22 protein-coding genes and 2 pseudogenes are annotated in these 25,941 nt (G+C 66.7%); 5 read left to right on the forward strand and 19 right to left on the reverse strand.

Translation table 11 applies throughout. The features are described from left to right. Positions 1-70: 70 nt before the first annotated feature. From RGU41_RS07525 to hrcA, 14 genes are all read right to left on the reverse strand, one after another. Positions 71-1,480, reverse strand: coding sequence for an ABC transporter permease (locus RGU41_RS07525; RefSeq protein ID WP_322135906.1), 1,410 nt, complete (start codon positions 1,478-1,480; stop codon positions 71-73). Continuing rightward, positions 1,477-2,238 carry an ABC transporter ATP-binding protein gene (locus tag RGU41_RS07530; protein ID WP_134446046.1) on the reverse strand — a complete coding sequence of 254 codons (762 nt, stop codon included), beginning with the start codon at positions 2,236-2,238 and terminating at the stop codon, positions 1,477-1,479. Before RGU41_RS07530 ends, RGU41_RS07525 begins: the two co-directional genes overlap by 4 nt. 99 nt (positions 2,239-2,337) lie before the next feature. After that, positions 2,338-3,030, reverse strand: a complete 693-nt coding sequence (locus tag RGU41_RS07535) for a response regulator (RefSeq protein ID WP_134446047.1) — start codon at positions 3,028-3,030, stop codon at positions 2,338-2,340. Then, a complete protein-coding gene (locus RGU41_RS07540) occupies positions 3,027-4,322 on the reverse strand; it encodes a sensor histidine kinase (RefSeq protein ID WP_322135907.1) in 1,296 nt (431 codons plus the stop codon). Before RGU41_RS07540 ends, RGU41_RS07535 begins: the two co-directional genes overlap by 4 nt. Before the next feature lie 115 nt (positions 4,323-4,437). Next, on the reverse strand, positions 4,438-7,011 hold the full coding sequence (locus RGU41_RS07545; RefSeq protein WP_134446049.1) for a bifunctional lysylphosphatidylglycerol flippase/synthetase MprF: 2,574 nt from the start codon (positions 7,009-7,011) through the stop codon (positions 4,438-4,440). Positions 7,012-7,016: 5 nt separating this feature from the next. Next, positions 7,017-8,279 carry an alpha/beta hydrolase gene (locus RGU41_RS07550; RefSeq protein WP_322135908.1) on the reverse strand — a complete coding sequence of 421 codons (1,263 nt, stop codon included), beginning with the start codon at positions 8,277-8,279 and terminating at the stop codon, positions 7,017-7,019. Between the two features lie 133 nt (positions 8,280-8,412). After that, positions 8,413-9,315: a GTPase Era gene (gene era / locus RGU41_RS07555; protein ID WP_134446051.1), complete on the reverse strand. Its 903-nt coding sequence runs from the start codon at positions 9,313-9,315 to the stop codon at positions 8,413-8,415. After that, positions 9,299-10,627: a hemolysin family protein gene (locus tag RGU41_RS07560; protein WP_322135909.1), complete on the reverse strand. Its 1,329-nt coding sequence runs from the start codon at positions 10,625-10,627 to the stop codon at positions 9,299-9,301. Before RGU41_RS07560 ends, era begins: the two co-directional genes overlap by 17 nt. Continuing rightward, on the reverse strand, positions 10,624-11,091 hold the full coding sequence (gene ybeY / locus RGU41_RS07565) for an rRNA maturation RNase YbeY (protein ID WP_134446053.1): 468 nt from the start codon (positions 11,089-11,091) through the stop codon (positions 10,624-10,626). The genes RGU41_RS07560 and ybeY overlap by 4 nt, the downstream gene beginning before the upstream one ends. Then, the gene (locus RGU41_RS07570; RefSeq protein WP_134446126.1) at positions 11,088-12,104 is read right to left on the reverse strand and encodes a PhoH family protein; all 1,017 of its coding nucleotides are present in this window, start codon (positions 12,102-12,104) and stop codon (positions 11,088-11,090) included. Before RGU41_RS07570 ends, ybeY begins: the two co-directional genes overlap by 4 nt. Before the next feature lie 100 nt (positions 12,105-12,204). Further along, positions 12,205-12,594 carry an HIT domain-containing protein gene (locus RGU41_RS07575; RefSeq protein ID WP_134558466.1) on the reverse strand — a complete coding sequence of 130 codons (390 nt, stop codon included), beginning with the start codon at positions 12,592-12,594 and terminating at the stop codon, positions 12,205-12,207. A gap of 24 nt (positions 12,595-12,618) precedes the next feature. Next, positions 12,619-13,392: a 16S rRNA (uracil(1498)-N(3))-methyltransferase gene (locus tag RGU41_RS07580; RefSeq protein WP_322135910.1), complete on the reverse strand. Its 774-nt coding sequence runs from the start codon at positions 13,390-13,392 to the stop codon at positions 12,619-12,621. A gap of 4 nt (positions 13,393-13,396) precedes the next feature. Further along, positions 13,397-14,509: a molecular chaperone DnaJ gene (dnaJ, locus tag RGU41_RS07585; protein WP_134561406.1), complete on the reverse strand. Its 1,113-nt coding sequence runs from the start codon at positions 14,507-14,509 to the stop codon at positions 13,397-13,399. A 62-nt stretch (positions 14,510-14,571) separates the two neighbouring features. Then, positions 14,572-15,585: a heat-inducible transcriptional repressor HrcA gene (gene hrcA / locus RGU41_RS07590; RefSeq protein ID WP_134446057.1), complete on the reverse strand. Its 1,014-nt coding sequence runs from the start codon at positions 15,583-15,585 to the stop codon at positions 14,572-14,574. A gap of 167 nt (positions 15,586-15,752) precedes the next feature. Between hrcA and RGU41_RS07595 the strand changes: the two genes are divergently transcribed. Both RGU41_RS07595 and RGU41_RS07600 read left to right on the forward strand, forming a co-directional pair. Next, a complete protein-coding gene (locus RGU41_RS07595) occupies positions 15,753-16,175 on the forward strand; it encodes a DUF4870 domain-containing protein (protein WP_134446058.1) in 423 nt (140 codons plus the stop codon). A 125-nt stretch (positions 16,176-16,300) separates the two neighbouring features. Continuing rightward, positions 16,301-16,624 (forward strand): DUF4870 domain-containing protein, encoded by a 324-nt coding sequence (locus RGU41_RS07600; protein WP_134446127.1) that lies wholly within the window; start codon positions 16,301-16,303, stop codon positions 16,622-16,624. An 11-nt stretch (positions 16,625-16,635) separates the two neighbouring features. On the opposite strand, the pseudogene hemW reads toward RGU41_RS07600, so the two are convergent. From hemW to lepA, 3 genes and pseudogenes are all read right to left on the reverse strand, one after another. After that, a pseudogene (gene hemW, locus RGU41_RS07605) lies at positions 16,636-17,861 on the reverse strand (radical SAM family heme chaperone HemW). Between the two features lie 2 nt (positions 17,862-17,863). After that, entirely contained in the window at positions 17,864-18,511 is a 648-nt protein-coding gene (locus RGU41_RS07610; protein ID WP_134446060.1) for a DUF1990 family protein, read from the reverse strand. A 4-nt stretch (positions 18,512-18,515) separates the two neighbouring features. Then, positions 18,516-20,368, reverse strand: a pseudogene (gene lepA / locus RGU41_RS07615) (translation elongation factor 4). Positions 20,369-20,609: 241 nt separating this feature from the next. On the opposite strand from lepA, the gene rpsT reads away from it, so the two are divergent. From rpsT to RGU41_RS07630, 3 genes are all read left to right on the forward strand, one after another. After that, positions 20,610-20,873: a 30S ribosomal protein S20 gene (rpsT, locus tag RGU41_RS07620; protein ID WP_134446062.1), complete on the forward strand. Its 264-nt coding sequence runs from the start codon at positions 20,610-20,612 to the stop codon at positions 20,871-20,873. A 757-nt stretch (positions 20,874-21,630) separates the two neighbouring features. Continuing rightward, complete coding sequence (locus RGU41_RS07625) at positions 21,631-22,251, forward strand: hypothetical protein (RefSeq protein WP_322135911.1); 621 nt, start codon at positions 21,631-21,633, stop codon at positions 22,249-22,251. Between the two features lie 1,333 nt (positions 22,252-23,584). Then, on the forward strand, positions 23,585-23,914 hold the full coding sequence (locus RGU41_RS07630) for a hypothetical protein (protein WP_322135912.1): 330 nt from the start codon (positions 23,585-23,587) through the stop codon (positions 23,912-23,914). 24 nt (positions 23,915-23,938) lie between these two features. Here RGU41_RS07630 and istB read toward each other — a convergent pair whose 3' ends face one another. Both istB and RGU41_RS07640 read right to left on the reverse strand, forming a co-directional pair. Beyond that, the gene (gene istB / locus RGU41_RS07635; RefSeq protein ID WP_322135186.1) at positions 23,939-24,703 is read right to left on the reverse strand and encodes an IS21-like element helper ATPase IstB; all 765 of its coding nucleotides are present in this window, start codon (positions 24,701-24,703) and stop codon (positions 23,939-23,941) included. After that, a complete protein-coding gene (locus RGU41_RS07640; protein ID WP_322135187.1) occupies positions 24,700-25,941 on the reverse strand; it encodes a Mu transposase domain-containing protein in 1,242 nt (413 codons plus the stop codon). Before RGU41_RS07640 ends, istB begins: the two co-directional genes overlap by 4 nt.

Genomic DNA, 25,941 nt, shown 5'->3' on the forward strand with positions numbered 1-25,941 from the left:
GTCTGAAGCGGCGGTCGACGGATGCCGCGCTCCCGTCGCGGGCGCGGCATCCGTCGCAGGACCACCGGTCTCACCCGGCGGCGAGGGCCGCAATCGGCGCCAGTGACACCGCCCGACGAGCGGGCAGGATCGTCGCCCCGACGGTGAGCACGGCGGTACCGACCACGCAGAGGGTGACGAGGAGCCACGGAATCGACGGCGCCACCAGACCGGCATGGGTGACGGATCCGAACAGTGATTGTGCCGCCGCCCACCCGTATGCGACCCCGAGCACCAGGCCGAGGGTGACGGCCGCCACGGTCATCTGCACGCTTTCGGCGAGGATCATCGCGCGAACCTGCCTGCCGGTGAAACCGAGGGCCCTGAGCAGGCCGATCTCGCGAGAACGCTGCAGCACGCTCAGTGCCAGGTTGTTGATCATGCCGACTGCGGCGATCAGGGCGCTGAAGCCCACGAGCACTGAGATCACGGCGAGGCTGGTCGACACCGTCTCGGAGACGGCCGCACGCGTCACCGGGTCGTCCATCAGCGGCTGCATCATGGTTTCGAAGGTCGATCCCGCGACGGCGAACATGGTGATGAGCGTCACCCCGATGACCAGTCCGATAGTGGTGCGGGCACTGCGCTCCGGGTGTTGACTGGCGTTCGCGACAGCAAGCCGGGCCGGCGCGCTGCCGCCCAGGAACCGGCCGACCAGGCTCAACATGGGCGGCATGATCAGATGCGACCCGAGCACAAGGCCGGTGAACGAGAGCAGGCCGCCGGCAAGTCCCAGCAGCACGCCGTACTCCGTGACCTGCCCGGCCCAGACTCCCCCGGCGAGAAACAGTACGCCCGTGGCCATCAGCACGATCGCGAAGGCATTGCGGCCCGGGCGCCGAGCCGACTCTTCGAGCGTGCGCTCCTGTGCTGCACCGACAGCCTGCATCGGGCTCACGGTGAGGACCCGGCGAGACCCGACCCACGCTGCGCACCAGGTGGACAACACGACGATGACGACGGGCAAGGCGAGCAAGGGCTCGAGGAGACGGTAGCCGAGATCCGGGATCAGCCCGGCGCCGAAGGCAAGCCGGACACCGGCGAAACTCAGCAGGATGCCGGCGGCGGCGCCCAGCACGGCTCCGGCGAGCCCCACCTTCAGCCCGTCGAGGGCCACGGCGCGGCGCTGGTCACCCGCGCTCGACCCGATCAGGTGCATGAGCGCGATCGTGCGGGTCCGACCGGCGATGACGGTGGCCACCGTGTTGGTGGTCACGATCGCACTCACGTACACCGCAATCGTGATGAACAGGAATGCGACGATCGAGAGGGCTGCACGGACCGCTGCAATGCGGGACACGTCATTGCCACTCACGACGGTGGCGAGCACGCTCGTCGTTTCCAGGAGCAGCACCCCGAAGGCCGATGCGAGCGCCGCCACGACCAGGCTCGCACCACGGCCGGCGTGCCCGGTGGCGCTGGCGGTTTCGCTGCCGCTCATGCGCACTGCTCCATGCCGAGCATGATGCCGGAGATCTCTTCGGCGGTGGACCGTTCCCGGTCTTCGACGACCCTGCCGTCCGCGAGGAAGAGGATGCGATCGGCGAAGCTGGCCGCGATGGGGTCGTGGGTGACCATGGCGATGCTCTGGCCGTAGCCGGTGCTCGCCGCCTTGAGCAGGGTGAGCACTTCGCGCCCGCTCCGGGAGTCGAGGTTCCCGGTCGGCTCGTCGGCGAAGACCAGCTCGGGCCTGGTGGCCAGGGCCCGCGCGATGGCCACTCGCTGTTGCTGGCCACCGGACAGCTCGTGCGGACGGTGCCTGAGCCGGTCGCCGAGGCCGAGGGAGTCGGTGAGCTGATCGATCCAGTCCTTCTCCGCCGCATCCGGCCGCCGCCCGTCGAGCGCGAACGGCAGGGTGATGTTCCCCCGCACGTCCAGCGTCGGGACGAGGTTGAACGACTGGAAGATGAAGCCGATCCGGCGGCGGCGCAGGACCGTCAGTTCCGAGTCGCCCAGGCCGGTGATCTCGGTATCACCGAGCCAAACCCGACCGGAGCCTGCCTCGTCCAGTCCCGCCATGATGTGCATCAGGGTGGACTTGCCCGAGCCGCTCGGTCCCATGATCGCCGTGAACTGGCCACGACGGATGCCGATGGACACGTCGTCGAGCGCCGTTACCGAGGTGGTGGCTGATCCATAGGTTTTACAGAGGTTGGTGACTCTGGCCGCGAGGCCGAGTTCTGCAGATGTGATTTCCATGCTTCAACGCTAGGAATCGCTCCCCCTCACCGCATCGGGCAGCAGAGGTATCCCGGATGCCGAGGGGATGACTACCGGCCGGACCGGGTCATCCGCTCGTTACTCCGTGAGGCCGTGCTGGAAGGCATACACGACGAGCTGAACCCGGTCGCGGAGGATGAGCTTGGAGAGGATACGGCTGATGTGCGTCTTGACGGTGGCCTCGCTGAGGAATTCACGCGCCGCGATCTCCGCGTTGCTGAGGCCCAGGGCAGCAAGGGCGAAGATGTCGCGTTCGCGGCTGGTCAGTGTGCCGAAGGCCTCGGGTTCCACCGGCTGCGCGGGGGCCGGCGCGTCGAAGTGGGCGAAGAGTTCGCGGGTCGCCGATGCTGCGATGACGGCGTTGCCCGCGTGCACGGTACGGATTGCGGCCAGCAGGAACTCGGGATCCGCATCCTTGAGCAGGAAGCCGCTCGCCCCGCCCCGGATAGCCCTGCTCGCGCTTTCGTCGAGTTCGAAGGTCGTGAGGACGACGATGCGCGGCGGCATCACGCCGGCAGCCTCGGCCGCGGCCAGAATGGCGACGGTCGCGTCGATCCCGTCCATCACGGGCATCCGGATGTCCATCAGGATCACGTCCGGACTGACTGCGGCCGCCATGGTGACGCCAGCGGCGCCGCTGCCCGCCTCGCCGACGAACTCGAGGTCGGCCTGCGAAGATACCAGCATCCGGATCCCGGCACGGAAGAGCGCCTGGTCGTCGACCAGGGCGACACGGATGCGCGGGGCGTCCGCCGCCGCGACCTCGCTCATGCACGCACGTCCGTGGCCTGGACCGGACGCACGACGGGCCCCGCCATGATGGCCGGCAGGTGTGCCGCGACGCGGAAGTACCCTTCGTCGGGCTCTGCGGTCAGCGAACCGCCGGCGAGGAGCGCCCGTTCCCGCATGCCGGGCAGGCCGTGGCCGATCTCCACCGCGTGCGTCTCCCCGACGCCGGCCACCCCTGGGGCCACGGTGGACGGCGCGATCCGGAGGGCATTGTTGATCGTCACCGCGACCCAGTCGGTGGTCCAGTCGAGTCGGAGAGCCACGGTCCGGCTGGTGTCACCGTGCCGGAGTGCGTTGGTGAGCGCCTCCTGCACGATCCGGTAGACGGCGAGCTGGGCGCCGGAGCCGAGCGTGGCCGGCGTGCCGGTCGTCGTCCAGTGGATGTCGAGTCCCGTGCCGCGCATCTGCTCGACGAGGCGGTCGAGGTCGGCGAGCACGGGTTGCGGTCCGCTGACCACGTCCTGCCGCAGCCGGGCGAGCAGGATCCGGACATCTCCGAGGGCCTCCCGTGCGGTTGTGGAAATGGTGATGAGCGCCTCGTCGACGGCGTCCGGGTTCTTCGCCCTCGAGTAGCGGGCGCCGTCGGCCTGGGCGATCACCACGGCAAGCGAGTGTGCGACGACGTCGTGCATGTCCCTGGCGATGCGGTTGCGCTCCTGTTCGACGACCACGGCACGCTGGGCCTGGCGCTGCTCCTCCTCGGCGCGGTACTGGGTGAATCTGCTGTCCCTTGCGGCCTGCCGGGAGCGCTTCAGCAGACCCAGGGTCCAGGAGAGGCCGAGAACGGCCAGGCTGACAAAGGTCAGCATCGCCGTCGACCAGACCAGGGCGCCGATGTCCCCCTGCGCGAGCACTGTTCCGAGGTGTCCCACGCCGCGTTGTGCGACCGCGAGGTAGACCCCGGCCACCAGCGCGCCGACGGCGACCGAGATCAGGCCGGCCCTGCGCGTGGCCGGTCCGGCATAGGCCGCCGTGACGTAGAGCACGGCCAGGACGGCCACGTCACCGCCGAGCACCGGCTCGCCCGCGAGCATCTGTCCGGTCGCGGCCAGCCAGGCGAGGGTGAGGGCCAGGGCCGGCGAGAACCGGCGCACCGCGAGCGCCGCAGCGAACCCGACCAGGACGAGGACGGTCGCGGGGCTGCCCGAGTCGACCAGGAGAAGGAGCAGGAAAAAGAGGCCGGCGATGACGATGTCGAGGGCGAGCGAACGACGGGGAATCACACGGATCCAGCGGTACCGTGCGACACGCGTGGACACTCCCGGCTCGACCATCCTCCCAGCCTACGACCCCGTGCCGGACCGCCAGGGGGCGCCGCAGGAACGTCATCCCTGAGTGAACCGGAAATCCTCCGAGCGATGTAGTCCCGGCAGGTCAGGTCAGGTCAGGTCAGGTCAGGCTCCTGGCGAAAGCAAGGGCTTCCCGCACGGAGAGAGCCGGCAGATACGCGCGTGCAAGTGCGAGCCCGATCGCAGGAAGGGCGACCGGGTCGGGGTAGGCCATGAAGAGCGGGTGGAATTCGGGCTGGAACTTCCGTTTGAAGGCGAGGAGCGAACGGAACCCGTAGACGGGCTCCAGGCTGCGCCCGAGGAAGTCGATGAACCGGGAGGCGAGGCTCGACGCCCGGTTGTCTCCGTCGCCCGCGCCGGTCTGGGCGAGCGGGGCCGCGGAGAGGCTCAGGAATTCGATTTCCGGCTGTTCGCTCATCTGCCGGGCGGTCTGCGCGATCAGGAATTCCATCACACCGTTCATGCTGTCCGGGCGCCGCCGCATGAAGTCGAGCGTCCAGCCGATCACCTTCCCGTCCCGGTAGCTCGGGAGCCAGCTCGTCACCGCGTGCACGACCTGGCCTTCGTCGATCGCCAGCATGAGCCGGACCGCCGGGTCACGGAGCTCGTCGAGTCCGCCGAGGGTGAAGCCCAGTTCGGGGAGTTCCTTCTCCTGCACCCAGAGCTCGGAAATCTCGGAGATCTGCACGTTCTCGAGCACGGGAAGCGCGCGGTACGTCGTCCATTCCGCGCGCACTCCGGCACGTTCCGCCCGGTTGATCGACGAGCGGATGTCCTGCCACTTCTTCCCGGTTGTGTCCCAGGTCCGGGGCCTCAGGATCGTCTCTTCGCCGATCCCCATGGTCTGCCAGCCCATCCGGGCGAAGGTCGCCTGCCAGCTGCCGTGCAGGCTGTAGAAGACCGGGACCCAGCCGTGGTCGTCGCACATGATGGCGAAGTCGGCGATCGCCCGCGCGGCGTCTTCGACGGGTCCGACCGGCTCCGTCGTGGTGATGGCGACGCCGGCCTCCACGCGATACGCGATCGCGGTCGATCCGGAAGCGTTGAACCACAGTGAGTTCCCCTCCCACGTGGTCATGTATGCGAGGGAGCCTCCACCGCCCCTGCTGAGGATGGCCCGCAGCCGGGCCGCGTCGTCGCTCCGGCCGCCGGCGACGGTGCTGCGCATGCACTGGATCGCCCCGATGATGACGATCGCCCAGAACACCGGTCCGACCCACTGGTAGAGCAAGGTCGACGCCCAGTCGGTCGGCAGGAAGGAGAGTCGTTCGAGTCGGAGGAATCCGACGGGAATGAACCGCTCCGGCACGTCGCTGACGAGGTCCACGAGGTTCACGGCGGGGGTGAACCGGTCGCTGAGCGCGAGTCCCCCGATGACGTACACGGCCGCGAGGCCGAAGAAGGAGACCACGGTCGTCACGAAGAAGCGGCGGAGCCTGCCCGGCCTGCTGCGCACGGGGAAGCGACGCAGGTTCACGATGATCAGCACGGCAGTTGCAAGCGGAACCAGCACCGACACGACGAGCACGACGGCGACCTCCCAGTACTGGAAGGAGCGCCAGTGCCAGACGTACGGCTGGCCGGAGATCGGCAGGAGGCCGTAGTACCAGGCGCCGAGAACGGCCATGCCGGTGTTCACGACGATCGCGAGCCAGGCCGCGAATCGTCTGCCCCGCAGGACTCCGAAGGCGGCGACAAGAAGGGTGAGGAGCGGCAGCAGCGAGACGAGCACCGGCCCCACGCCGGCGACCCTCTCGAGGGTTAGTTCGTGCACGCACTGCCGGGTGATATCGCCCAGGAGGCACCGGTCCACGACATCGGTGACGGAGGGCACGCCCTGGGTGAGCAGGAGTCCGAGCGGAGCGAGGAGGCCGAAGCGCGTTCCGGAGAAGATCGTGATGACCGGGCCGACGGCGAGGATGCCGAGCACGGACGCGAGGAGTGTCCGCGTCTCGCGGTGCGAACTGCGGCGCCAGGTCAGGTCGATCCGCCGGGGCCGGAAGACGGCCCCGAGCGCGAGACCGGCGAGGGCCCCGAGAAGGCGGTACACGTCTGAGGGCTGGCCGGAGTAGAGCACGAGCACGAGGGCAACCATCAGGGTGAATACGCGAATGCGTCGCCGCCAGAGCGGCCCTGCGAAGCTGCTCGCCGCCATGATCGTGCCGAAGATCGGCGTGAACGGGTCGAGCGCCCAGAGTTCGCTGACGCCCCGTGACCACATCTCTCCGCTCGCGACACCCGCGTCCTGGAGCAGGAGACCGATCCCGGTGCCGAGGATGGCCGTCGACAGGAAGGCGATGACCGTTCGGCCACTGCCGAGGAGATGCTCGGCATAGCCGAGGACCACGAGGGTCGCGAGGATCGCGAGCAGGAGTTCCGCGAGATTGTCCACGAGGAACACGCTCGTGATCGGCGACCACCAGTGCCCGCCGTCGATGACCGACTCGTATCCGGTCCCGAACCAGAGCCGGATCCACCGCGACGGCCCCTGGACGATGCCCGTCGAGAGTGCGAGGACGAGCAGGATGAGCGCGTAGCCGAGGGACACCGGCTGTGTCCTGAGCCGTCGCCAGACGACCCGGATGGTCACGGCGAGACCGGCTCCGGCCCGGGAGAGCCACCCGGTTTCGGCTGTTCCGCCGGCACCGTGGGAGCCTTCGGTGGACGTCGACATGGCGTTCACGGGGTCACCGCGAGTCCGGTGCGGGCCGCGATCAGCGGCAAAGCGGTCGTCCAGGCGAACTGCACGGTGTGCCAGTCGTGCGCGGTCCCTGGCGAGACGATCAGGTCCGTGCCTGCGCCGGCCGCGGTCGCCGCGGCGTCGAGGGTGTTCGCCCAGGCCAGGAAACGCGTGTCACCTGCCCCGACGGCGAAGATGATGTGCAGGTTGGAATAGGGGGCGTGCGCAGCGAGGATCGCGGCCGGCGCGGCGGCCGCGTAAGCGGTGGCACTGCCGGCGAACGCGGTCTGGATCGTGTGGGCGGCATCCCCGTTCCTGGGCACGAGCTCGCCTGAGATGTCGAGAATGGTGCCGAAGAGCTCCGGGTGCGCGGCGCCGAGCTGGATGGAACAGGTGCCGCCCTGGGAGAACCCCGCAATGGTCCACCCGGCGGGGCTTGCGGCGACCGAGAAGGTGGACCGGATCCAGGCGGGCACGTCGACAGTGAGGTAACTGGCACTGTTGCCGAGCACGGAGTCGACGCACATGGGGTTGCGGTCCGCTGCCCCCAACTGGTCAGGGACGACGACGATGGGCGTCTGGCCGGCGTGGGCGGCGGCGTACGTGTCGAGGATCGCGTCGAGTTTCCCTGCGGTGAAGACGTCTGCCGGTGTTCCCGGCTGGCCGGAGAGCATCACGACGACGGGGAGCACGGGAGGATGTGCCGTGCGGGCGGCGGCCGGCAGGTACACGATGGCCCGGCGGGCGTCGAAGCCGGATACGGTTGCCGGAATCGTGACGGTGCCGATGCTGCCCGCGGTCTCCCCCACGCTGCTCGCCGTTGCGGCGGTCGCGCCCACGTCGAGTGCTCCGTAGAGCGGAACTCCGAGTGCCGCGCGCACCGTGGTGTACTGCCCGAAGTCGGCGTTGATGCCGGCCGCGGCGGCGAGGAGGCAGAGCGGAATCAGGGCGATCGCGACGCCCCGCCGCCAGCCACGGCCGGTCAGGCTGTTGATCGCGAGACCGATCCCGGCGAAGACGGCCACGACCCAGCCGCGGGTCACCATCGACAGCGACACACCGAACAGGTCCCAGACATCGCTCGTCAGCCAGGCGAGCACCCAGCCGAAGAGCGCCCCTGCTGAGAGACTCGCGGCGACACGGAAGAAGACGATTCCGCTGTACCGGCGGACGAGCACGAGGAGGACGGCGAGTCCGGCAAGAACGTAGAGGACCACGACGACGGGCCCAGCAACGATGCTGGTGTCAAGCAATGCGGCCATTTCGGTTTCCTCCTCCCTACCCTCACACTCCGAGGGATGGCCTTCCCGCCAAATCGCGGGTTCTGAGCAATAGCTCAGGGAAGGATGCTGGCAGGCCTGCCCGTCCCCAGCAAAGGTTCAGGGCGACGAACCCCTAGAACCCGAGGCGACCGAGCTGCTTCGGGTCGCGCTGCCATTCCTTGGCGACCTTGACCCGGAGGGACAGGAAGACCCGCTTGCCGACGAGGGGTTCGATCTGCTTGCGCGCCCGCACCCCGACGTCCTTGAGCCGGCTGCCTGACTTGCCGATGATGATGCCTTTCTGGCTGTCCCGCTCGACGAAGAGGTTGGCGTAGACCTCGACGAGTTCCTGGTCGTCGCGTTCGATGATGTCGTCGATCGTCACGGCGATGGAGTGCGGCAGTTCGTCGGTGACGCCCTCGAGCGCCGCCTCACGGATGTACTCGGAGATGCGCGATTCGAGGCTTTCGTCCGTGACGGCATCCGCGGGGTAGAGCGGGGCGTCGGAGAGCGGCAGGAGGCGCAGGAGCTCGGCGGCGAGGATGTCGAGCTGGATGCGGCTCGTCGACGAGATCGGGACGATCGCTTCCCAGTCCCGGAGTGCGGACACCGCGAGCAGCTGGTTCGCGACGCTCGTCTTCGAGGAGAGGTCGATCTTGGTCACGATCGCGACCTTGCGGGCGCGCGGGAAGTTGTCGAGCTGCTCGTTGATGAAGCGGTCCCCCGGGCCGATCGGCTCGTTGGCGGGGATGCACAGGCCCACCACGTCGACACCGGCGAGGGTGGACTGGACGAGGCTGTTGAGTCGCTCGCCGAGCAGGGTCCGCGGCTTGTGGATGCCCGGCGTGTCGACGAGGATCAGCTGGCCGTCCTTCTGGTGCACGATCCCGCGGATGGCCCGCCGGGTCGTCTGCGGCTTCGACGAGGTGATGGCGACCTTCTCACCGACCAGGGCATTGGTGAGGGTCGACTTGCCGACGTTGGGTCGGCCGACGAACGACACGAACCCCGCCCGGAATTCATTTTCTGTGGTCATGGCCGTTTACTCCCTCATCGTCCGTCACTCCGAGGAATGCGGTCTGCACTTCGATCAGCGCTTCGTCTCGTTGGACCAGCACTGTGCTGATCCGTTTGCGGCGGCCCTCGGTGCGTTCCGCGGTGAGGACCAGCCCGCTCGTTCGTGCGACCGACCCGGCAACGGGCAGTCGTCCGAGGGCCTTGGCCAGCAGTCCGCCGACCGAATCGACCTCGTCGTCGTCGAGTTCGAGGTCGAACAGTTCGCCGAGTTCATCGACCGGGAGCCGGGCGCTGACCCGGAACCGGCCGTGGCCGAGGTCTTCGACCTCGACGACATCACGGTCGTACTCGTCGGAAATGTCGCCGACGAGTTCTTCGATCAGGTCTTCAAGCGTGACCAGGCCCGCTATGCCACCATACTCGTCGACGACCATCGCGAGGTGGTTAGACTCGAGCTGCATCTGCCGGAGGAGCTCGTCGGCCTTCTTCGACTCGGGGACGAACACGGCGGGCCGGGCGAGGTCGCCGACGGTGAGGCTCTCGATGTTCGGCGGTCGCTCGTAGACGAGCCGGGCGACGTCGCGGAGGTACACGATGCCCGTGACATCGTCGACTTCGCCGTCGATGACGGGCACTCGGGAGAAGCCCTTGCTCAGGAAGAGGCCCATCGCCTCGCCGAGGGAGGCATCGACCTCCATCGTCACCATGTCGGTGCGCGGGATCATGACCTCGCGGACGACGGTGTCGTTGAACTCGAAGATCGAGTGGATGAGTTCCCGGTCGTCCTCCTCGAGGACGTCGAGCTCGGTGGCCTCGTCGACCATGCTGAGCAGCTGGTCTTCCGAGGTGAAGGTCGCGAGCCGGGTGCGCCCCGGGGTGACCCGGTTGCCGAGGGCGACGAGGGCGTTCGCGATCGGCCCGAGCAGTACGCGCAGGAAGTGCACGAGCGGCGCGGTCCCGGCCAGCAACCCGTCCGGGTGCGCCCTGCCGACGCTGCGCGGACTCGCGCCCACGAGAACGAACGACACGGCCGTCATCAGGGCCGCGGACAGCACGAGGGCGAGCCAGAGCTGCTCGATCGTGGTGGCGAAGACGAGGGTCACGAGCACCGCGGAGGTCGTCTCTGCGATGATCCGCATGAAGCTGATCGCATTGAGGTGGGCGCCGGTGTCTGCGGAGATCGCGCGGAGGGACCGTTTCGCCCGGTGGGTCTCGGCGAGCTCGGCGATGTCGACGCGGGAGAGGGCGAGGATGGCGGAATCGACGGCGGCCATCAGGCCGCCGAAGGCGACCAGGACGATGGCCGCCACGAGAAACCACCCGATGCTCATCGCGCGCGGCGGCGTTCCTGCATGGCGAAGCCGATCAGGATGTCGCGCTGGATCCCGAACATTTCCTTCTCCTCGTCGGGCTCCGCGTGGTCGAAGCCGAGAAGGTGCAGGATCCCGTGCGCGGTCAGCAAGAGGAGCTCGTCAAGGGTCGAGTGCCCGGCCGTCTCGGCCTGGCCCTGGGCGACCTGCGGGCAGAGCACGATGTCACCGAGGAGGCCGGCCGGTGTTTCGGCGTCTTCTGTGCCCGGCCTGAGTTCGTCCATCGGGAAACTCAGGACATCGGTGGGCCCCGGTTCATCCATCCACTGCACGTGCAACTGCTCCATCGCGCCCTCGTCGACGAGGAGGATCGCGAGATCGGCGTCGGCGTGCACGTGCATGGTGTCGAGGGCGAAGGCCGCGAGGCGCTGGAGCGCGACCTCGTCGACCGGGATGTCGGATTCGTTGTTGATTTCAATGCTCATGAGGGTCTCCGTTTCGGAAAGCGGTCGCGGATGCCGCCGGGTCGTTCTGGGCCGCGCTTGACGAACTCGTGGGCCTGTTCGCTTTCGATGCGCTGCGCCTGCCTGAGTGCGTCGTATTCGGTCCACGCGTCGACGATCCTGCCGACGAGGGAATGGCGTACGACATCCGCGCTCGTCAGGCGCACGAAGCGGATGTCGTCGACCGTGTCGAGCACCCGGGTCACCAGGCGCAGCCCGCTCGTGCCTGCGGGCAGGTCGATCTGGGTGACGTCGCCGGTGACGACCATCTTCGACCCGAAGCCGAGCCGGGTGAGGAACATCTTCATCTGTTCCGGCGTGGTGTTCTGCGCCTCGTCGAGGACGACGAAGGAGTTGTTCAGGGTGCGGCCGCGCATGTAGGCGAGCGGGGCGACCTCGATCGTGCCGGCCGCGAGCAGTTTCGGCAGGAGTTCCGGCTCCATCATCTCGCCGAGCGCGTCGTAGAGCGGACGCAGGTAGGGGTCGATCTTGTCGGTCAGGGTGCCGGGCAGGAAGCCGAGGCGTTCCCCCGCTTCGACGGCCGGACGGGTGAGGATGATCCGGTCGACCTCCTTGCGCTGCAGGGCCTGGACAGCCTTCGCCATCGCGAGGTAGGTCTTGCCGGTTCCGGCGGGGCCGATCCCGAAAACGATCGTGTCGGTGTCGATGGCATCGACGTATTCCTTCTGGCCGATCGTCTTCGCGCGGATGCTCTTGCCCCGTGAGGTGAGGATCGGCGGCCCGAGGCGAACGGAGGGGCTCGAGGTGCTGTCCTCGCCGAGCATGCGGGCGCTCGACTCGACCTCGGCCGGCGCGAGGTCACGGCCCTCGCGGATCATCACGAGCAATTCTTCGATCAGACGGCGGGCGGCGGCGACCTGGCTCGGCTCACCGGAGAGCGTCATCTCGTTGCCGCGGACGTGCACGCTGACCGCGGGGTGTTCCTTCTCGATCGCGCCGAGCAGCCGGTCCTGCGCGCCGAGGAGGCGCACCATGGCGACCCCGTCGATGAGGATCCGGGTCTCGACCGTCGTTTCGGACGGGAGCGCACCGGAGGGCAGGGACGGCACGGACTTCTCTGACGGCTCAGACAGCTCAGACGGAACCAAGTGTTCCCTCCCCGAGCGAGCCGGTCGCCCCGTCCTCCGACGGTTTCAGGGCGAGCACGTGGGCGTGGACGTGGAACACGGTTTGTCCGGCGGCGGCGCCGGTATTGAAGACGAGGCGGAACTGGCCGTCGGAAAGCTCGGTGGCGACCCGCCCGGCGACGGCGACGAGCTCGGCAAGGAGTCCGGGGTCGCCGGCGGCGAGTTCGACGACGTTGCGGTACGCCTCCGTCTTGGTCGTGACGACGATGTGCACGGGGGCCTGCGGGTTGATGTCGACGAATGCGATGATGCGTTCGGTCTCGGCGACGATGGTCGCGGGGATGTCGCGCGCGACGATGCGGCTGAAGACGGAGGGTTCTGCGCCGGTTTCTGACATGGTCCTATCTTAACCTGCCGGGGGTCACCACCGGTCGAGGGCGGCGTTGAGCACGGCGAGGGCGGCGGGCCCGGCCGTCGACGTGCGCAGCACGGTGTCGCCGAGGCGCACCCGCACGGCCCCGGCGGCTTCGAGCATCTCGAGTTCCGAGGCGGCGATGCCACCCTCCGGACCGACGACGAGCACGATGTCCCGCGCCGCGGTTGCCTGGGAATCGGCCGCGTCGGCCGCGTCGTCAATCGACGGCAACCGGGTCAGCCGGATGTCGGCGGTGGGCTCGAGGAGCAGCATCCGCGTGCCCCGCGCCAGCACGGCGAGTTGTTTGGTGCTCGTGAGGTCTGCGACCTCGGGAAGCCAGGGCCGGATCGATTGCTTGGACGCCTCGCGTACGATGGCGCGCCAACGCTCCCGTCCCTTGGCGACCTTCTGGCCCTCCCAGCGCGTCACCGAGCGGGCGGCCGCCCACGGAACGACGCCGTCGACGCCGAGTTCGGTCGCGGCCTGCACCGCCATCTCGTCGCGGTCGCCCTTGGCGAGTGCCTGAACAAGGCGGATGCGCGGGCTCGGCCTCGCGATGTTCCGCGCGCTGTCGACCCGCAGGACCAGCCGTCCGGTCTCCGCTTCCTCGACGGTCGTCTCCAGGAGCAGGCCGGACCCGTTCCCGGCGAGCAGGTGCTCCCCCGGCCGGACCCGGCTCACGGTGACCGCGTGCCTGGCCTCGGCACCGGTGATGGTCGCGACGGCTCCGACGGGGCAGTCCTCCGCGCGGAGGGACTCGTCGATGAAGAAGTGCGCCATCCGGTTAGACGCGGAACCGGTCGCGGAGCTTCGCGAAGAGTCCCTGCTGCACCGCACTGAGCGCGGGAGCCGGGGACTTGTGCTTCGCGGCGAACTGTTCGATCAGTTCCCTCTCCTTGTGGTCGAGCTTGGTCGGCGTCACGACGTGGATCCCGACCTTGAGGTCGCCGCGGCCATTGCCGCGGAGGCGCGAGACTCCGCGGTCCTTGACCGTGATGACTTCGGAGCCCTGCACTCCGGCACGGATCTCGACGGTGATGTCGCCGTCGAGGGCCTTGACCGTCGTGGTCGTGCCGAGGATCGCATCCGTCATGGGCACGTCGAGGGTGCAGAGCAGGTCGTCACCGTCGCGGCTGAACACGTCGTGGTGGCGGACCTTCATTTCGAGGTACAGGTCGCCGTTGGGGCCGCCGGCAGGTCCGGCCTCTCCGCTCCCGGGCATCTGCAGGCGCAGGCCCGTGTCGACGCCGGCGGGGATGTCGACCGGAACAGTGCGGCGGGCGCGGACACGGCCCTGGCCCTGGCAGGTCACGCACGGGGTTGCGATGATCGTGCCGAAACCGCGGCAGGAGCCGCAGGGGCTCGAGGTCATCACATTGCCCAGCAGGGAGCGCACGGCGCGCTGGATGTTGCCGGTGCCGTGGCAGATGTCGCACGTGACAGGGGCGGTCCCCGGCTGGCAGCAGGTTCCGCTGCAGGTCGCGCAGACGATGGCCGTGTCGACCTCGAGGTCGCGGTGGGTTCCGAAAATGATCTCGTCGAGGTCGAGTTCGACCCTGATCAGGGCGTCCTGGCCGCGTTCGCGGCGAGACCTCGGTCCACGGCTGCCGCCGCCCCCTCCGAAGAAGGTCTCGAAGATGTCGCCGAAGTTGCCGAAGTTGCCGTCGAACCCGGCGTTTCCGCCCGTACGGCCGTTGCCGCCGTGGTCGTAGTTGTCGCGCTGCTTCGGGTCGCTCAGCACGTCGTAGGCGTGGGTGACGTGCTTGAACCGCTCAGACGCATCCGCGCCGGGGTTCACGTCGGGGTGGAGCTGGCGGGCGAGGCGACGGTACGCCTTCTTGATTTCGTCGGTGGAGGCATCGCGTGCGACGCCGAGTACTTCGTAATGGTCAGCCAAAGCTGGCTCTCCTAGGTCTGTTTTCGTAGGTGTGCGGCGTGGGGGCTGGTCGAGGGACTCGCCTATTCGAGCAGGCGGGACAGGTAGCGGGCGACGGCACGGACGGCCGCCATGTTGTTCGAGTAGTCCATCCGGGTGGGGCCCAGGACGCCGAGGCGGGCAAGGTCTCCACCCTGCGAGCTGTAGCCGCTGGTCAGCACGCTGGTCTCGGAGAGTCCGAATGGCGCGTTCTCCCTGCCGATACTCACCGACACCCCATGCTGGTCTGTCGCCATCTCGCCGAAGAGGCGCAGCAGGACGACCTGCTCCTCGATGGCCTCGAGCACCGGATAGATGCTCCCGGTGAAGTCTTCCTCCGTGCGCACGAGGTTCGCGGCGCCGGCCATCACCAGCCGCTCCTGCCGGTTCGCACCGACCTGGTCGCGAAGGGTGAGGGTGACCAGGGAGACAACGTCCGGTTGCTCGCCGGCCAGGTCGGCGGCATCCGTGAGCGCGATCGCTGCTGCGCTCATGCTGAGGCCGACCACGGCGGCGTTGAGGCGGGCGCGGAGGCGGACCAGCAGCTGCTCCTCGAGCGGCCGGGGCAGCTCGATCACGCGTTGCTCGACCCGGCCGGCATCCGTGATCAGCACGGACAGGAGCCGGGTCTCCGAGAGCGCCACGAGCTCGATGTGGCGCACCCTCGCACGAGACAGCGAGGGGTACTGCACGAGCGCGACCTGGTGGGTGAGCTGGGAGAGCAACCGGACGCTGCGGGCGAGAACCTCGTCGAGGTCTGCGGACTGCCCGAGGAACGTCTCGATGGCCTGGCGCTGCGCTGCGGAGAGCGGGCGCAGATCGGCGAGGTGATCGACGAAGAGCCGGTACCCCTTGTCGGTCGGGATCCGCCCTGAGGAGGTGTGCGGGGCGATGATGAGCTCCTCCTCCTCGAGGAGAGCCATGTCATTGCGAATGGTCGCCGCCGACACTCCGAAGGAATGCCGGTCAACGATGGTTTTTGACCCGACGGGCTCGCGCGAGGCGACGTAGTCTTGAACAATGACCCGCAGAACTTCGAGGCTGCGATCCGAAACCATGACTGAATCGCCTCCTTTCCGGGTGACTGGGTGCCGGCGACTTTGGCACTCACGGCGTTTGACTGCCAATCATATCGCGACACACGGGGACACCCCCATTGCTAGCGGATGATTGGGCGCAGTACCTTGAGTCTTGTAACGGTCCTCCATCCGCACGGAAAGGCACGATGATGAGCAATTCAACCGGTAACAACGGCGAAGATCCGAACCTGGGCCAGCGCCCCCCGCAGCAGCCATACCAGCCGGCAGCACCCACACCCGTTGCCGCTGCTCCCCTCACCGAGACCGAGGACCGCCAGTGGGCGTCCTTCGCGCACCTCGGCGGCATCATCGGCCCGCTCCCCTCCCTGATCATCTGGCTCGTGTTCAAGGATCGCGGTCGCTTCACCGCCCAGGAAGGCAAGGAAGCCCTGAACTTCCAGATCACGATCGCCATCCTCTACGTGATCGGCTCGATCCTCCCGTTCGTCGGTGCCCTGATCATCTTCGCCGCCTGGGTCGTGGCGATCATCTTCTCGATCCTCGGGTTCCTGAAGGCGAAGGACGGCCAGGCCTACCGCTACCCCTTCGCCCTGCGTCTCATCAAGTAGCGCGGCGACCGGCGGAACCTCACACCACCCGGAGTATCTCGCGGGACCAGCACAACCAGATAACGCGTACAAGGAGCCCGAATGTCCACACCACCCCCGCCAATTCCTACCAGCCCGTTACGCCGATGAACCCGTCGGACGAACGCTTGTGGGCCACCCTGATCCACGTGGGCGGAATCCTCTTCGAGTTCGTGCCCGCGCTCATCGGTTACCTCGTGCTCAAGGACCGCGGCCCGTTCATCCGCGCGCACGCGGCGACGGCGCTCAACTTCCAGATCACCCTGGCCATCGCCTATGTGGTCAGCGGAGTGCTGACGCTGGCGCTGGTCGGGTTCCTGCTGCTGCCCGCCGTCTGGGTCTTGAGCGTCGTCTTCAGCATCATCGCGGCCCTCGCGGCCAACAAGGGCGAGTACTACACCTACCCGCTCACCATCAAGTTCGTCAGCTAGACCGCAGCACCTTAATCCGCGAGAAGCCGCCGTACGACGGCGTCCGCGAGAAGCCGTCCTCTCCTGGTCAGTTCGACCGTCCCGGAGAGGGCGGCTTTCGCGTTGACGAGTTCATCGGCGATGAGACCGGCGACCTCGCGGCGACCGAGCGGCGAGAGCGAGTCGATCCGGATGCCCTCCCGGATGCGGGTGAGCAGGAGGACCCGCTCCACCTCGCGGGTCGTGTCGTCGAGGGTCTCGCGCCCTGCGGCAGGTGAGTCCCCGGCGAGGATCCGGTCGGCGTATGCGGAGGGGTGCTTGACGTTCCACCACCGCACGCCGCCGACGTGGCTGTGCGCACCGGGTCCGACCCCCACCAGTCCTGGCTGCGCCAGTATGCGAGGTTGTGCCTGGACCGGTGCGCGGCATCCGTCGCCCAGTTGCTGACCTCGTACCAGCCGTAGCCGGCCGCGTCGAGGAGTTCGTCGGCGAGTTCGTAGAACTCGGCCTGGGTGTCCTCGTCGACGGGGGCGAGTTCGCCTCGGCGGATCTGCCTTGCGAGCTTCGTGCCGTCCTCGACGATGAGCGAATACGCGCTGATGTGGTTCGGGGACAGGCCGATGGCCTGCTCGAGGCTCGCGCGCCAGTCGGCACGGGTCTCCCCCGGCGTGCCGTAGATGAGGTCGAGACTGACGTCGAGCCCGGCATCGCGGGCCCACCCGGTGACGAGCGGGATGCGCTCCGGGTCGTGGGTGCGCTCGAGGGTCGCGAGCACCCGGGGCACGGCGGACTGCATGCCGAAGGAGACCCTGGTGAAGCCTGCGGCGGCGAGAGTGTCGAGGTAGGCGGCGTCGACGGAGTCCGGGTTGGCTTCCGTGGTCACCTCGGCGCCGTCCGCGAGGCCCCAGGTGTCGCGGACGGAGTCGAGCATCCGGACCAGGTCCACAGCGGGCAGGAGTGTGGGGGTGCCGCCGCCGAAGAACACCGTCGCGGCTTCCCGGTCCGGAACCCCGGAGTCGCGGAGGATGCGCCCTGCGGACTCGACCTCGGCGACGGCCTGGCCCGCGTAGTCGTGCTGGGACGCTCCGCGCAGCTCGGTCGCGGTGTAGGTGTTGAAGTCGCAGTAGCCGCAGCGCACCCGGCAGAACGGCACATGCAGGTACACGCCGAAGTCGCGCTCGGATGCCCCGACGGCGGCGGATGCCGGGAGCAGGCCGTCGCGCGGTGCCGGATCGCCGAGGGGAAGGGCGCTGCCCATCGTCAGACCGCGCCGACCGGGTGCAGGGCGCGCAGGTAGCGGGCGGTGTACTTGGCCTGCTGCATGCGGACGATCGGCCAGGCGAGCCGGTAGTACCAGGTGCTCGGACGTGAGAAGGCCCGGATCGTCAGCCAGACGGAGTCATCGGCCTGTCGGTCGACGATGAACGCCTCCTCGCCGCTCGCGGGGTGGCCGTCAAGGGTGCCGTAGCCGAAACCGATGCGGTCCGTCTCGTCGATGACGTAGACGACACGTACGGGCGAGTCGACGGTGAACGGGCCCACTGCCACCGAGAGGCGCGCGGACATGCCGTTGACGATGTACGGGGTGCCGTCGTCGGCGAACGTCGCCTCGTCGACCGGGTGCTCCTGGTTCACCGAGGGGGTGCCGTCGGCGTTGAACACGATCCCGGAGTACTGGACGCCGGTGCTCTGCTGGAGGTCGGTGACGGTCATGCCACTGCCGAGCTGCACGCCCCAGGTCATCAGGAGCGCGGCAGCGGTCCGGAACCGCTCTTCACCGCTGCCGAGGCGAACGGTGCGTTCGAGCGGCCGGTAACCGCGCGGCGGGTACCGGAGCAGATCGGGGGCGAGGGTGCCGCCGATCGCCGCATAGGTCACGGCCGCGTCGGTGAAGGTGGAACGCCGCATCCGCCTACTTCTTCTCTTTCTTGGCCGGCTCGTCCCCCGAGAGCGCGGCGATGAAGGCCTCCTGCGGCACCTCGACGCGGCCGACCATCTTCATGCGCTTCTTGCCCTCTTTCTGCTTCTCGAGCAGCTTGCGCTTGCGGGAGATGTCGCCGCCGTAGCACTTGGCGAGGACGTCCTTGCGGATGGCGCTGATCGATTCGCGGGCAATGATGCGGGCTCCGATCGCGGCCTGGATCGGAACGTCGAACTGCTGCCGTGGGATGAGTTTCCGCAGCCGCCCGGTCATCAGCACGCCGTAGTCGTATGCCTTGTCGCGGTGCACGATGGCGCTGAACGCGTCCACCTGCTCGCCCTGCAGCAGGATGTCGACCTTGACCAGGTCTGCCTCCTGCGAGCCGATCGGTTCGTAGTCGAGCGAGGCGTACCCGGCGGTCTTGCTCTTCAGCTGGTCGAAGAAGTCGAAGACGATCTCGCCGAGCGGCATCGTGTAGCGGATCTCGACCCGGTCCTCACCGAGGTATTCCATGCCGAGCAGGGTGCCGCGGCGGCCCTGGCAGAGTTCCATGATGACGCCGACGTAATCCTTGGGCGCGAGGATCGCGGCCTTGACGATCGGTTCCTCGACCTTGGCGATCTTGCCGTCAGGGAACTCGCTCGGGTTCGTCACGGTGACGGACTTCTTGTCGTCGGTCGAGACCTCGTAGATCACGCTCGGGGCCGTCGTGATCAGGTCGAGGTTGAACTCGCGGTCGAGGCGCTCGGTGATGATCTCGAGGTGCAGCAGCCCGAGGAACCCGCAGCGGAACCCGAAGCCGAGGGCGACGGATGTCTCCGGCTCGTAGACGAGGGACGCGTCGGAGAGCTTGAGCTTGTCGAGTGCTTCACGGAGAGCGGGGTAGTCGCTGCCGTCGATCGGGTAGAGGCCGGAGAACACCATCGGCTTGGGCTCCGTGTAGCCGGGGAGGGCGACGGTTGCCGGGCGCAGCGCGGTCGTGACGGTGTCGCCGACCTTGGACTGGCGGACGTCCTTCACACCGGTGATCAGGTAGCCGACCTCGCCGACGCCGAGACCCTTGCTCGGGGTCGGTTCGGGGCTTGTCACGCCGATCTCGAGGATCTCGTGCGTCGCCCGGGTGGACATCATCTGGATCTTCTCGCGCGGGCTGAGCTTGCCGTCGATCATACGGACGTAGGTGACGACGCCGCGGTAGCTGTCGTAGACCGAGTCGAAGATCATCGCGCGGGCGGGGGCGTCCGGGTCGCCGACGGGGGCGGGAATGAGCCGGGTGGCGCGGTCGAGCAGTTCGGCGACGCCGATTCCGGTCTTGCCGGAAACGCGCAGCACGTCCTCCGGCTTGCCGCCGATGAGGCTCGCGAGTTCCTTCGCGTACTTGTCTGGATCTGCGGCGGGCAGGTCGATCTTGTTGAGCACCGGGATGATCGTGAGGTCGTTCTCGAGGGCCAGGTAGAGGTTCGCGAGGGTCTGGGCTTCGATGCCCTGGGCCGCGTCGACGAGCAGGATGGCGCCCTCGCAGGCCGCGAGGCTCCGGGAGACCTCGTAGGTGAAGTCGACGTGACCGGGGGTGTCGATCATGTTGAGCGCGTAGGCCTGGCCGTCGAGTTCCCAGGGCATCCGCACGGCCTGGCCTTGATGGTGATGCCGCGTTCGCGTTCGATGTCCATGCGGTCGAGGTACTGGGCCCGCATCAGGCGGTCGTCGACGACGCCGGTGATCTGCAGCATCCGGTCGGCGAGGGTGGACTTGCCGTGGTCGATGTGCGCGATGATGCAGAAGTTACGGATGAATGCCGGCGGTGTTGCGGCCGGCAGGAACGCCGTGAGGGGTCTGGGTGACATGATCCGGTAATTCTCCCATAGCTCAGGCCCGCCGCCGATTTCGCCGTCTCCGCTGCGGCAGATCGAACGCGGTTCGGCCGGGGAGACCGAGTAGCCGACCCGATTATCGGCCGGACCGATTAACTGGTATCGTTGCCTGTTGGCTTGCGTGTTGGGTCCCACCCCACCACGATTTTGCCGTACGGCGCCCTCTACCGCCACGCGGCCCATCCGAACAAGAACCTAACGAAAGCGTATAAACGTGGCAAATATCAAGTCGCAGATCAAGCGAATTGGCACCAACAAGAAGGCCCAGGAGCGCAACAAGGCGGTCAAGAGCGAGTTCAAGACCGCTGTTCGCGCTGCGCGCCTCGCTGTCACCTCCGGCGACAAGGACAAGGCTGTCGCCAGCCTCGCGATTGCGTCGAAGAAGCTCGACAAGGCCGTCAGCAAGGGTGTCATCCACCGCAACCAGGCCGCAAACAAGAAGTCGGCGCTCGCCAAGTCCGTCGGCGCGCTCGTCTAGTCTCTGCACCACCCAAAAAGCCCTCCGCCTCAGGCCACCTCGGCAAGAGGTGCTGATGTGGGGATACAAATAAAGCCGGCTCTGAATCTCAATTTCAGGGCCGGCCTGGCTGCGTTCAGGATGGAGGATACAGGTGCGTCAACGCTCGAAATACAAAATGCTGCCACTGGGCTGATCGGCATGCCGGTTCAAAGTGGTTGCCAACTGGCGCACGAACGTTTACACCCGTCACGATCAAGCGTTGTTAAGTAACGTGCGGCTCAGGGACGCGATCCTCGCTTCCCCGCCGGTGTCTTTCGTGTCGCGGAACGGAGAGGGAGTCCTCGTCTTCTCATGCGGACGCAGCCTCGGCGACGTGTGTGCGTGGGGCGACGAGGTTTCGGGTGACTATCCAGCGGATCTCTGACGGGTCGTAACATCAGGTATGAAGGCGAACTGGGGGCGCTCGCCTGAACGACTCTAAAGCGGTCCTCTGAATGCACGCTTCGTCTTCTCAGTAGCCGCGCATGTACGCAATGACTCGATCCATCTATCAAGGGATCCGACCATGACGAATGAGACACCGATGGAAAGGATACGGCAGCAGTCCTAGGAATCAGCGCTCGCTGCTAGACAGCAGGCATCGCTGATCACTATCTTCACCGACTAGTAGCCAAGGCAGCAGATGACTAGACATAATGACGAGAGTCAGGGTTGGATCGACCGGATTGGACCGGAAGCGACGAGAGCACGGCGCCGGGCCATTCCTATTGCATACGTGGTTCCTGCTGCAGGAATACTTGTAATTGTGATCGGCTTTTTAGTCGCCCGGCTGCTCAAAGCTCCTCCGGAATACGCTGCGTGGTCGCTAGTCGTTGGCGCAGCGATCTTCTTTCCCGTCATACTGGGATCGATGTTCTTTGGTGCAGTATTGATGCGCCGCGCTGGATCGCTGGCAGCGCAATACATTCGTTTGGCCGATCATTCCACGTTGAGTGCAGTCCCGAATATGTACCTTCGCAGGTTGGATCGATTTGACGATTTCATGGTCATTGTCGGCACCCCATCAGAGGGCAATTTCACCCCGAATCCGTCACCGATGGCCTACCTGACCGCCGAACGCGAGCACGATCGCGTGGCGCGTAAAAATGGCTCCTCACCGGGCAGCCAGACCCCAAGAGCTGCAAAACGCAACAACTGGGCACTCGTCGGTGGCAGCCTTATTCTCACCGGTATACTCAGCGCGTTGATTGCGGCAGGTATAACTTTGGTCTCGACATATGAACGTGCGCCAGAGACCTATCTCGTGACAGGCCTGGTGATCGCCTGCATCGTTTGCTTCGCAGTAGGAACACCGATGATCTATCGCAATCCCGCAAAATCATCCCCGAAGGATTGACCTTGGAGGGTTGACATGTGGTCGCGCGAGGATCGGCGCATTGCATTGCGGGGCGCGAACGGACTCACCGGCGGCGACGACTGCGCTTCCGCGAAAGCAAAGAATGGCTGATACTTCGCGAGGGCACAGGGAGAAGTCTTCGCCTGCAAGGGATAGCAAATACCGAAGCACGGAATATCCGCCGGACGTCGGTCAAGCCGGGAAAGTACGACGCTCGAAGGCCGTTCTCAGCATTCTGGCCACATGTCCCCGTCAATGCCACGCCGCGTCGACGAGCGGTGTGGTCCGGTCACGCTCGTTAGGCAGCGTTTCCCACCGGTATCTCATCCGCAGGGCCTTCTTAATGAATTTCGTGGAACGTCCAAGTTCTCGAGCGATCTCTCTAGGGGACAATCCGTTCCAGTCACAGACCTCGATCGCACTGAGAAGGACAACCTCACGGGCGAAGGCGGCGTCCCTGCAGGCTTTTGTGGCCGCGCGAATAGCGCGCTTCGCATCGCCCACGCTTCGTGTGATGGGAGCCTCGTACTGGTGAATCATTTGTATGCCTTCGTCCGCGCAGATTTGATGTGGAGGTCGAATGGAACATGCGCGGCGGCTGCGAAGAAATGACAATCTGGAACGCAATTCCATCGGAGTCGTCCAAAGCAGTTTGGTGACTACGGGATCAGTTCGCTAAGTACATCGGTGGCTCCAAGGGCTGTTGACATGTGCGACCGCGGTTTGTCGTAAGCTTCGGGTCGTCATGGCGGCTTCCTAACCGCCTGGTTCGGTGTTGGCGAAGTTTCCGCTCCGTGAGGTAACCGGAGTGCGAAACGGCTGGCCAGGCGCCTAGCCGATCAGTGGTGACGGGGTAGCCTCAAAGTGGTTGTGTCCGTGAGCATTGGAGTGCCTGGTGCCGAGAGATGCTATTGCTGTCCGCTGCCTTGAGCGACGTCACTCGGGGAGCAAGATTCGCAAGGCAGGCCGCCGGACAGATGACCACGGCCGTCAGTGGCAGCGTTATGAATGCATCTTGGCTTCTGGCCATGCGCACAAGTTCCAGGTCCTTGTTGGCGGCGCAGAGGTCCCAATTGTTCTGACTTCGCCGTCGCCGGCGTGTCCGGCACACCCCGGATCTGACATCGTGCGCAACGGTTCGTACGGGACGCTCGTCAAGAAACAGCGGTATCGGTGCACGACGGGGACAGGTACCGTCCACTACTTCACTCTGAATCTTCCGCGCGAGTACATCGGACAGTCCGAAGTCCATTGTCCGGACTGCGAGGAGCTCATTGGTGTCAATCGAGGGACCCAGGCCTCCTCACGCCGTGCAAAGTGGCCGGTTCGAGCAGTGCTTGAAGCCCTCAACGAGCTGTCGATCGGGGTCAGCTACGCGCAGTCATCGCTCAACGTTCTAGAGAAGACCGGGCACGCAGAGCGCCACGCGCTCAGCCATCGAGGATCTGCATCCCCCGACCGTCGCCCGATGACGTCTAGCGCCGCTGACGGTGCGGACGTTTGGCACCTCTCTGCCGATCTGCTGGAGCAATACGGTCCCGTACTTTACGACGACGTCATCGCAACTATTCGTGACCAAGAGCACATACAGCGTCTTGCAAATGACAGCGATCGAGCCAAGATGTTAACGCCAACCGAAAATAGGGCCACTTCTGCCAACTGAAAACAGGGCCACTCTCGTGTGGTTCTAGTGTGCCGTAGTCGCGGTGGGTTGGTGTTGCTTGAGCCGGTAGCTGTTGCCTTTGAGGCTGATCACGTCGGCGTGGTGAACGATGCGGTCGATCATCGCGGAGGCGATGGTGAGGTCGCCGAACACGTCGCCCCAGCGGGCGAAGGGCAGGTTGCTCGTCATGATCAGTGAGGCGTGTTCGTAGCGAGATGACACGAGTTGGAAGAACAGGTTCGCGGCGTCCTGGTCGAAGGGGATGTAGCCGACCTCATCGACGATCAGCAGGCTGTAACGGCGCAGCCTGATGAGTTCGGCGGCGAGTTTGCCTCGTGAGTGGGCTTCTTGGAGTCGAGTCACCCAGCCCGTCGCGGTGTCGAAGAGGACCCGGTGGCCGGCTTTGGCGGCCTTGATTCCAATGCCGACGGCGAGGTGTGTTTTCCCGGTTCCGGGAGGCCCGAGGAGGACGACGTTCTTCGCTTCGGTGAGGAACACGCTCGTGCCCAGGTGCGCGATCAGGTTCCGGTCTGCGGAGGGCTGGTGGTCGAAGTTGAAGTCCTCGAGGGTTTTGTGACCCGGGAACCGGGCGGCCTTGATGCGGAGCGCTGCCCCGGAGGCTTCGCGTTCGGAGACCTCTTTGGAGAGCACTGCGGCGAGGTATTCCTCGTGGGACCAGCCCGCGTCGCGGGCCTGGTCGCCCAGGCGCCGGAAGGCTTCGCTGATCCGTGGGGCCCGCAGCGCGCGGGCGTAGTACTCGATCTGCGAGGCCGCTTCCGACCCGGTCATGACGCGACCGCCAACACGGTCGGGGTGGTGTCTAGGTCAACGCTGAAGAGTTCGTCGTAGCGGGCCAGTGAGGCCATCTCGACGACGGCAGTGACCGCGGGCCGGCGGGCGCGTTGGGCTTGGAACTGCGCGCGCAGCTCGGCCGCGCGGAGGACGTGCGCCGGATCGGTCACGGTCAGTTGCCGAGCCCATTTCCGGCGGTGCGCGGCGATGAGGACCCCGTCGTGGTGGACGGTGACGCGTTCCAGGCCCGCTGTCACGTCCACGACCCGGCCGATCATGGTCGGGTCGACGGAGTAGTCGTTGCTGAAAGCGCGAACGTAGTAATCCCGTGGGAGCCGGACGCTATTTCGGAACATCACTTCCGGCGCCAGCGGCGGCAGCCCGCGCATCGCCGCCCGGTCGATGCTGATCAGGTCCTGCGGGCGGCCTCTGCGTGACCGGGAGAGACGGTTGTTCGCGATGGGCAGCCACCCGGCCAACTGCTCATTGAAGTCGTCGGGCGAGGTGAACGCCCGGCCCGACATGAAGCGGCTGCGGAAGAACCGATTCATCCGCTCGACCATGCCCTTGGACTCGGGGTCACGGGCCTTGAGTAGCTTGATCTGGGTGCCGAGCGTACCGGCGAACGCGGCGGCGGGCTCGGTGAGTTTCCCGCGCCCGATGCCGGTCTCGTTGTCCCAGGTCAGCCGGGCGGGAACGGCCTCGGCCTCCTGCAGCAACGACCACATCCCGCCGAGCAGATCCGGCGTCGTCCGAGACGGCAACATGCGGGCCTGGATGAATCCGGAGAACGTCGAAGTCATCACCAGCACCGGCGGCGCAGCAGCCTGGTCATGGCCCAGCGGCAGGTCTTCGTGCGGGAACCAGAGATCACACTGGACCTGGAACCCGGGCGGGTGCACCAGCCGGTCCGCGGGGTCCGGCACCGCGTACTCCGGGCGCAGCTCGGCGATTTTGGCCCGGAACAGCGACGGAGACCCCGACCAGCCCACCCGTTCGGCCGCGGTCGCGGCCGGCATCGTCGGCGTTGCCGCAAGCAACACCCGCACCTGCGACGCAAACGCGTCGAAACTCGACCCGGTCGGCTCGCGCTTATACGTAGGCGACCTATCCACAGCCAACGCCCGATCCACCGTTCCCCGGGACACCCCGGCCAGCCGGGCTATCTCCCGTTTCGAATGCTTGCCCGTCGAATGCAGGTGGCGAATCTCTGCCCAATCATCCAATTTGATCAC

The organism is Cryobacterium sp. 10C3, from assembly GCF_034314285.1.
Classification (GTDB): Bacteria; Actinomycetota; Actinomycetes; order Actinomycetales; family Microbacteriaceae; genus Cryobacterium; species Cryobacterium glucosi.

Coding starts and splice junctions, on each gene's coding strand:
- RGU41_RS07525 (WP_322135906.1), bottom strand. CDS start 1,480: ATGAGCGGCAGCGAAACCGCCAGCGCCACCGGGCACGCCGGCCGTGGT.
- RGU41_RS07530 (WP_134446046.1), bottom strand. CDS start 2,238: ATGGAAATCACATCTGCAGAACTCGGCCTCGCGGCCAGAGTCACCAAC.
- RGU41_RS07535 (WP_134446047.1), bottom strand. CDS start 3,030: ATGAGCGAGGTCGCGGCGGCGGACGCCCCGCGCATCCGTGTCGCCCTG.
- RGU41_RS07540 (WP_322135907.1), bottom strand. CDS start 4,322: ATGGTCGAGCCGGGAGTGTCCACGCGTGTCGCACGGTACCGCTGGATC.
- RGU41_RS07545 (WP_134446049.1), bottom strand. CDS start 7,011: ATGTCGACGTCCACCGAAGGCTCCCACGGTGCCGGCGGAACAGCCGAA.
- RGU41_RS07550 (WP_322135908.1), bottom strand. CDS start 8,279: ATGGCCGCATTGCTTGACACCAGCATCGTTGCTGGGCCCGTCGTCGTG.
- era (WP_134446051.1), bottom strand. CDS start 9,315: ATGACCACAGAAAATGAATTCCGGGCGGGGTTCGTGTCGTTCGTCGGC.
- RGU41_RS07560 (WP_322135909.1), bottom strand. CDS start 10,627: ATGAGCATCGGGTGGTTTCTCGTGGCGGCCATCGTCCTGGTCGCCTTC.
- ybeY (WP_134446053.1), bottom strand. CDS start 11,091: ATGAGCATTGAAATCAACAACGAATCCGACATCCCGGTCGACGAGGTC.
- RGU41_RS07570 (WP_134446126.1), bottom strand. CDS start 12,104: ATGGTGCGCCTCCTCGGCGCGCAGGACCGGCTGCTCGGCGCGATCGAG.
- RGU41_RS07575 (WP_134558466.1), bottom strand. CDS start 12,594: ATGTCAGAAACCGGCGCAGAACCCTCCGTCTTCAGCCGCATCGTCGCG.
- RGU41_RS07580 (WP_322135910.1), bottom strand. CDS start 13,392: ATGGCGCACTTCTTCATCGACGAGTCCCTCCGCGCGGAGGACTGCCCC.
- hrcA (WP_134446057.1), bottom strand. CDS start 15,585: ATGGTTTCGGATCGCAGCCTCGAAGTTCTGCGGGTCATTGTTCAAGAC.
- RGU41_RS07595 (WP_134446058.1), top strand. CDS start 15,753: ATGATGAGCAATTCAACCGGTAACAACGGCGAAGATCCGAACCTGGGC.
- RGU41_RS07600 (WP_134446127.1), top strand. CDS start 16,301: ATGAACCCGTCGGACGAACGCTTGTGGGCCACCCTGATCCACGTGGGC.
- RGU41_RS07610 (WP_134446060.1), bottom strand. CDS start 18,511: ATGCGGCGTTCCACCTTCACCGACGCGGCCGTGACCTATGCGGCGATC.
- istB (WP_322135186.1), bottom strand. CDS start 24,703: ATGACCGGGTCGGAAGCGGCCTCGCAGATCGAGTACTACGCCCGCGCG.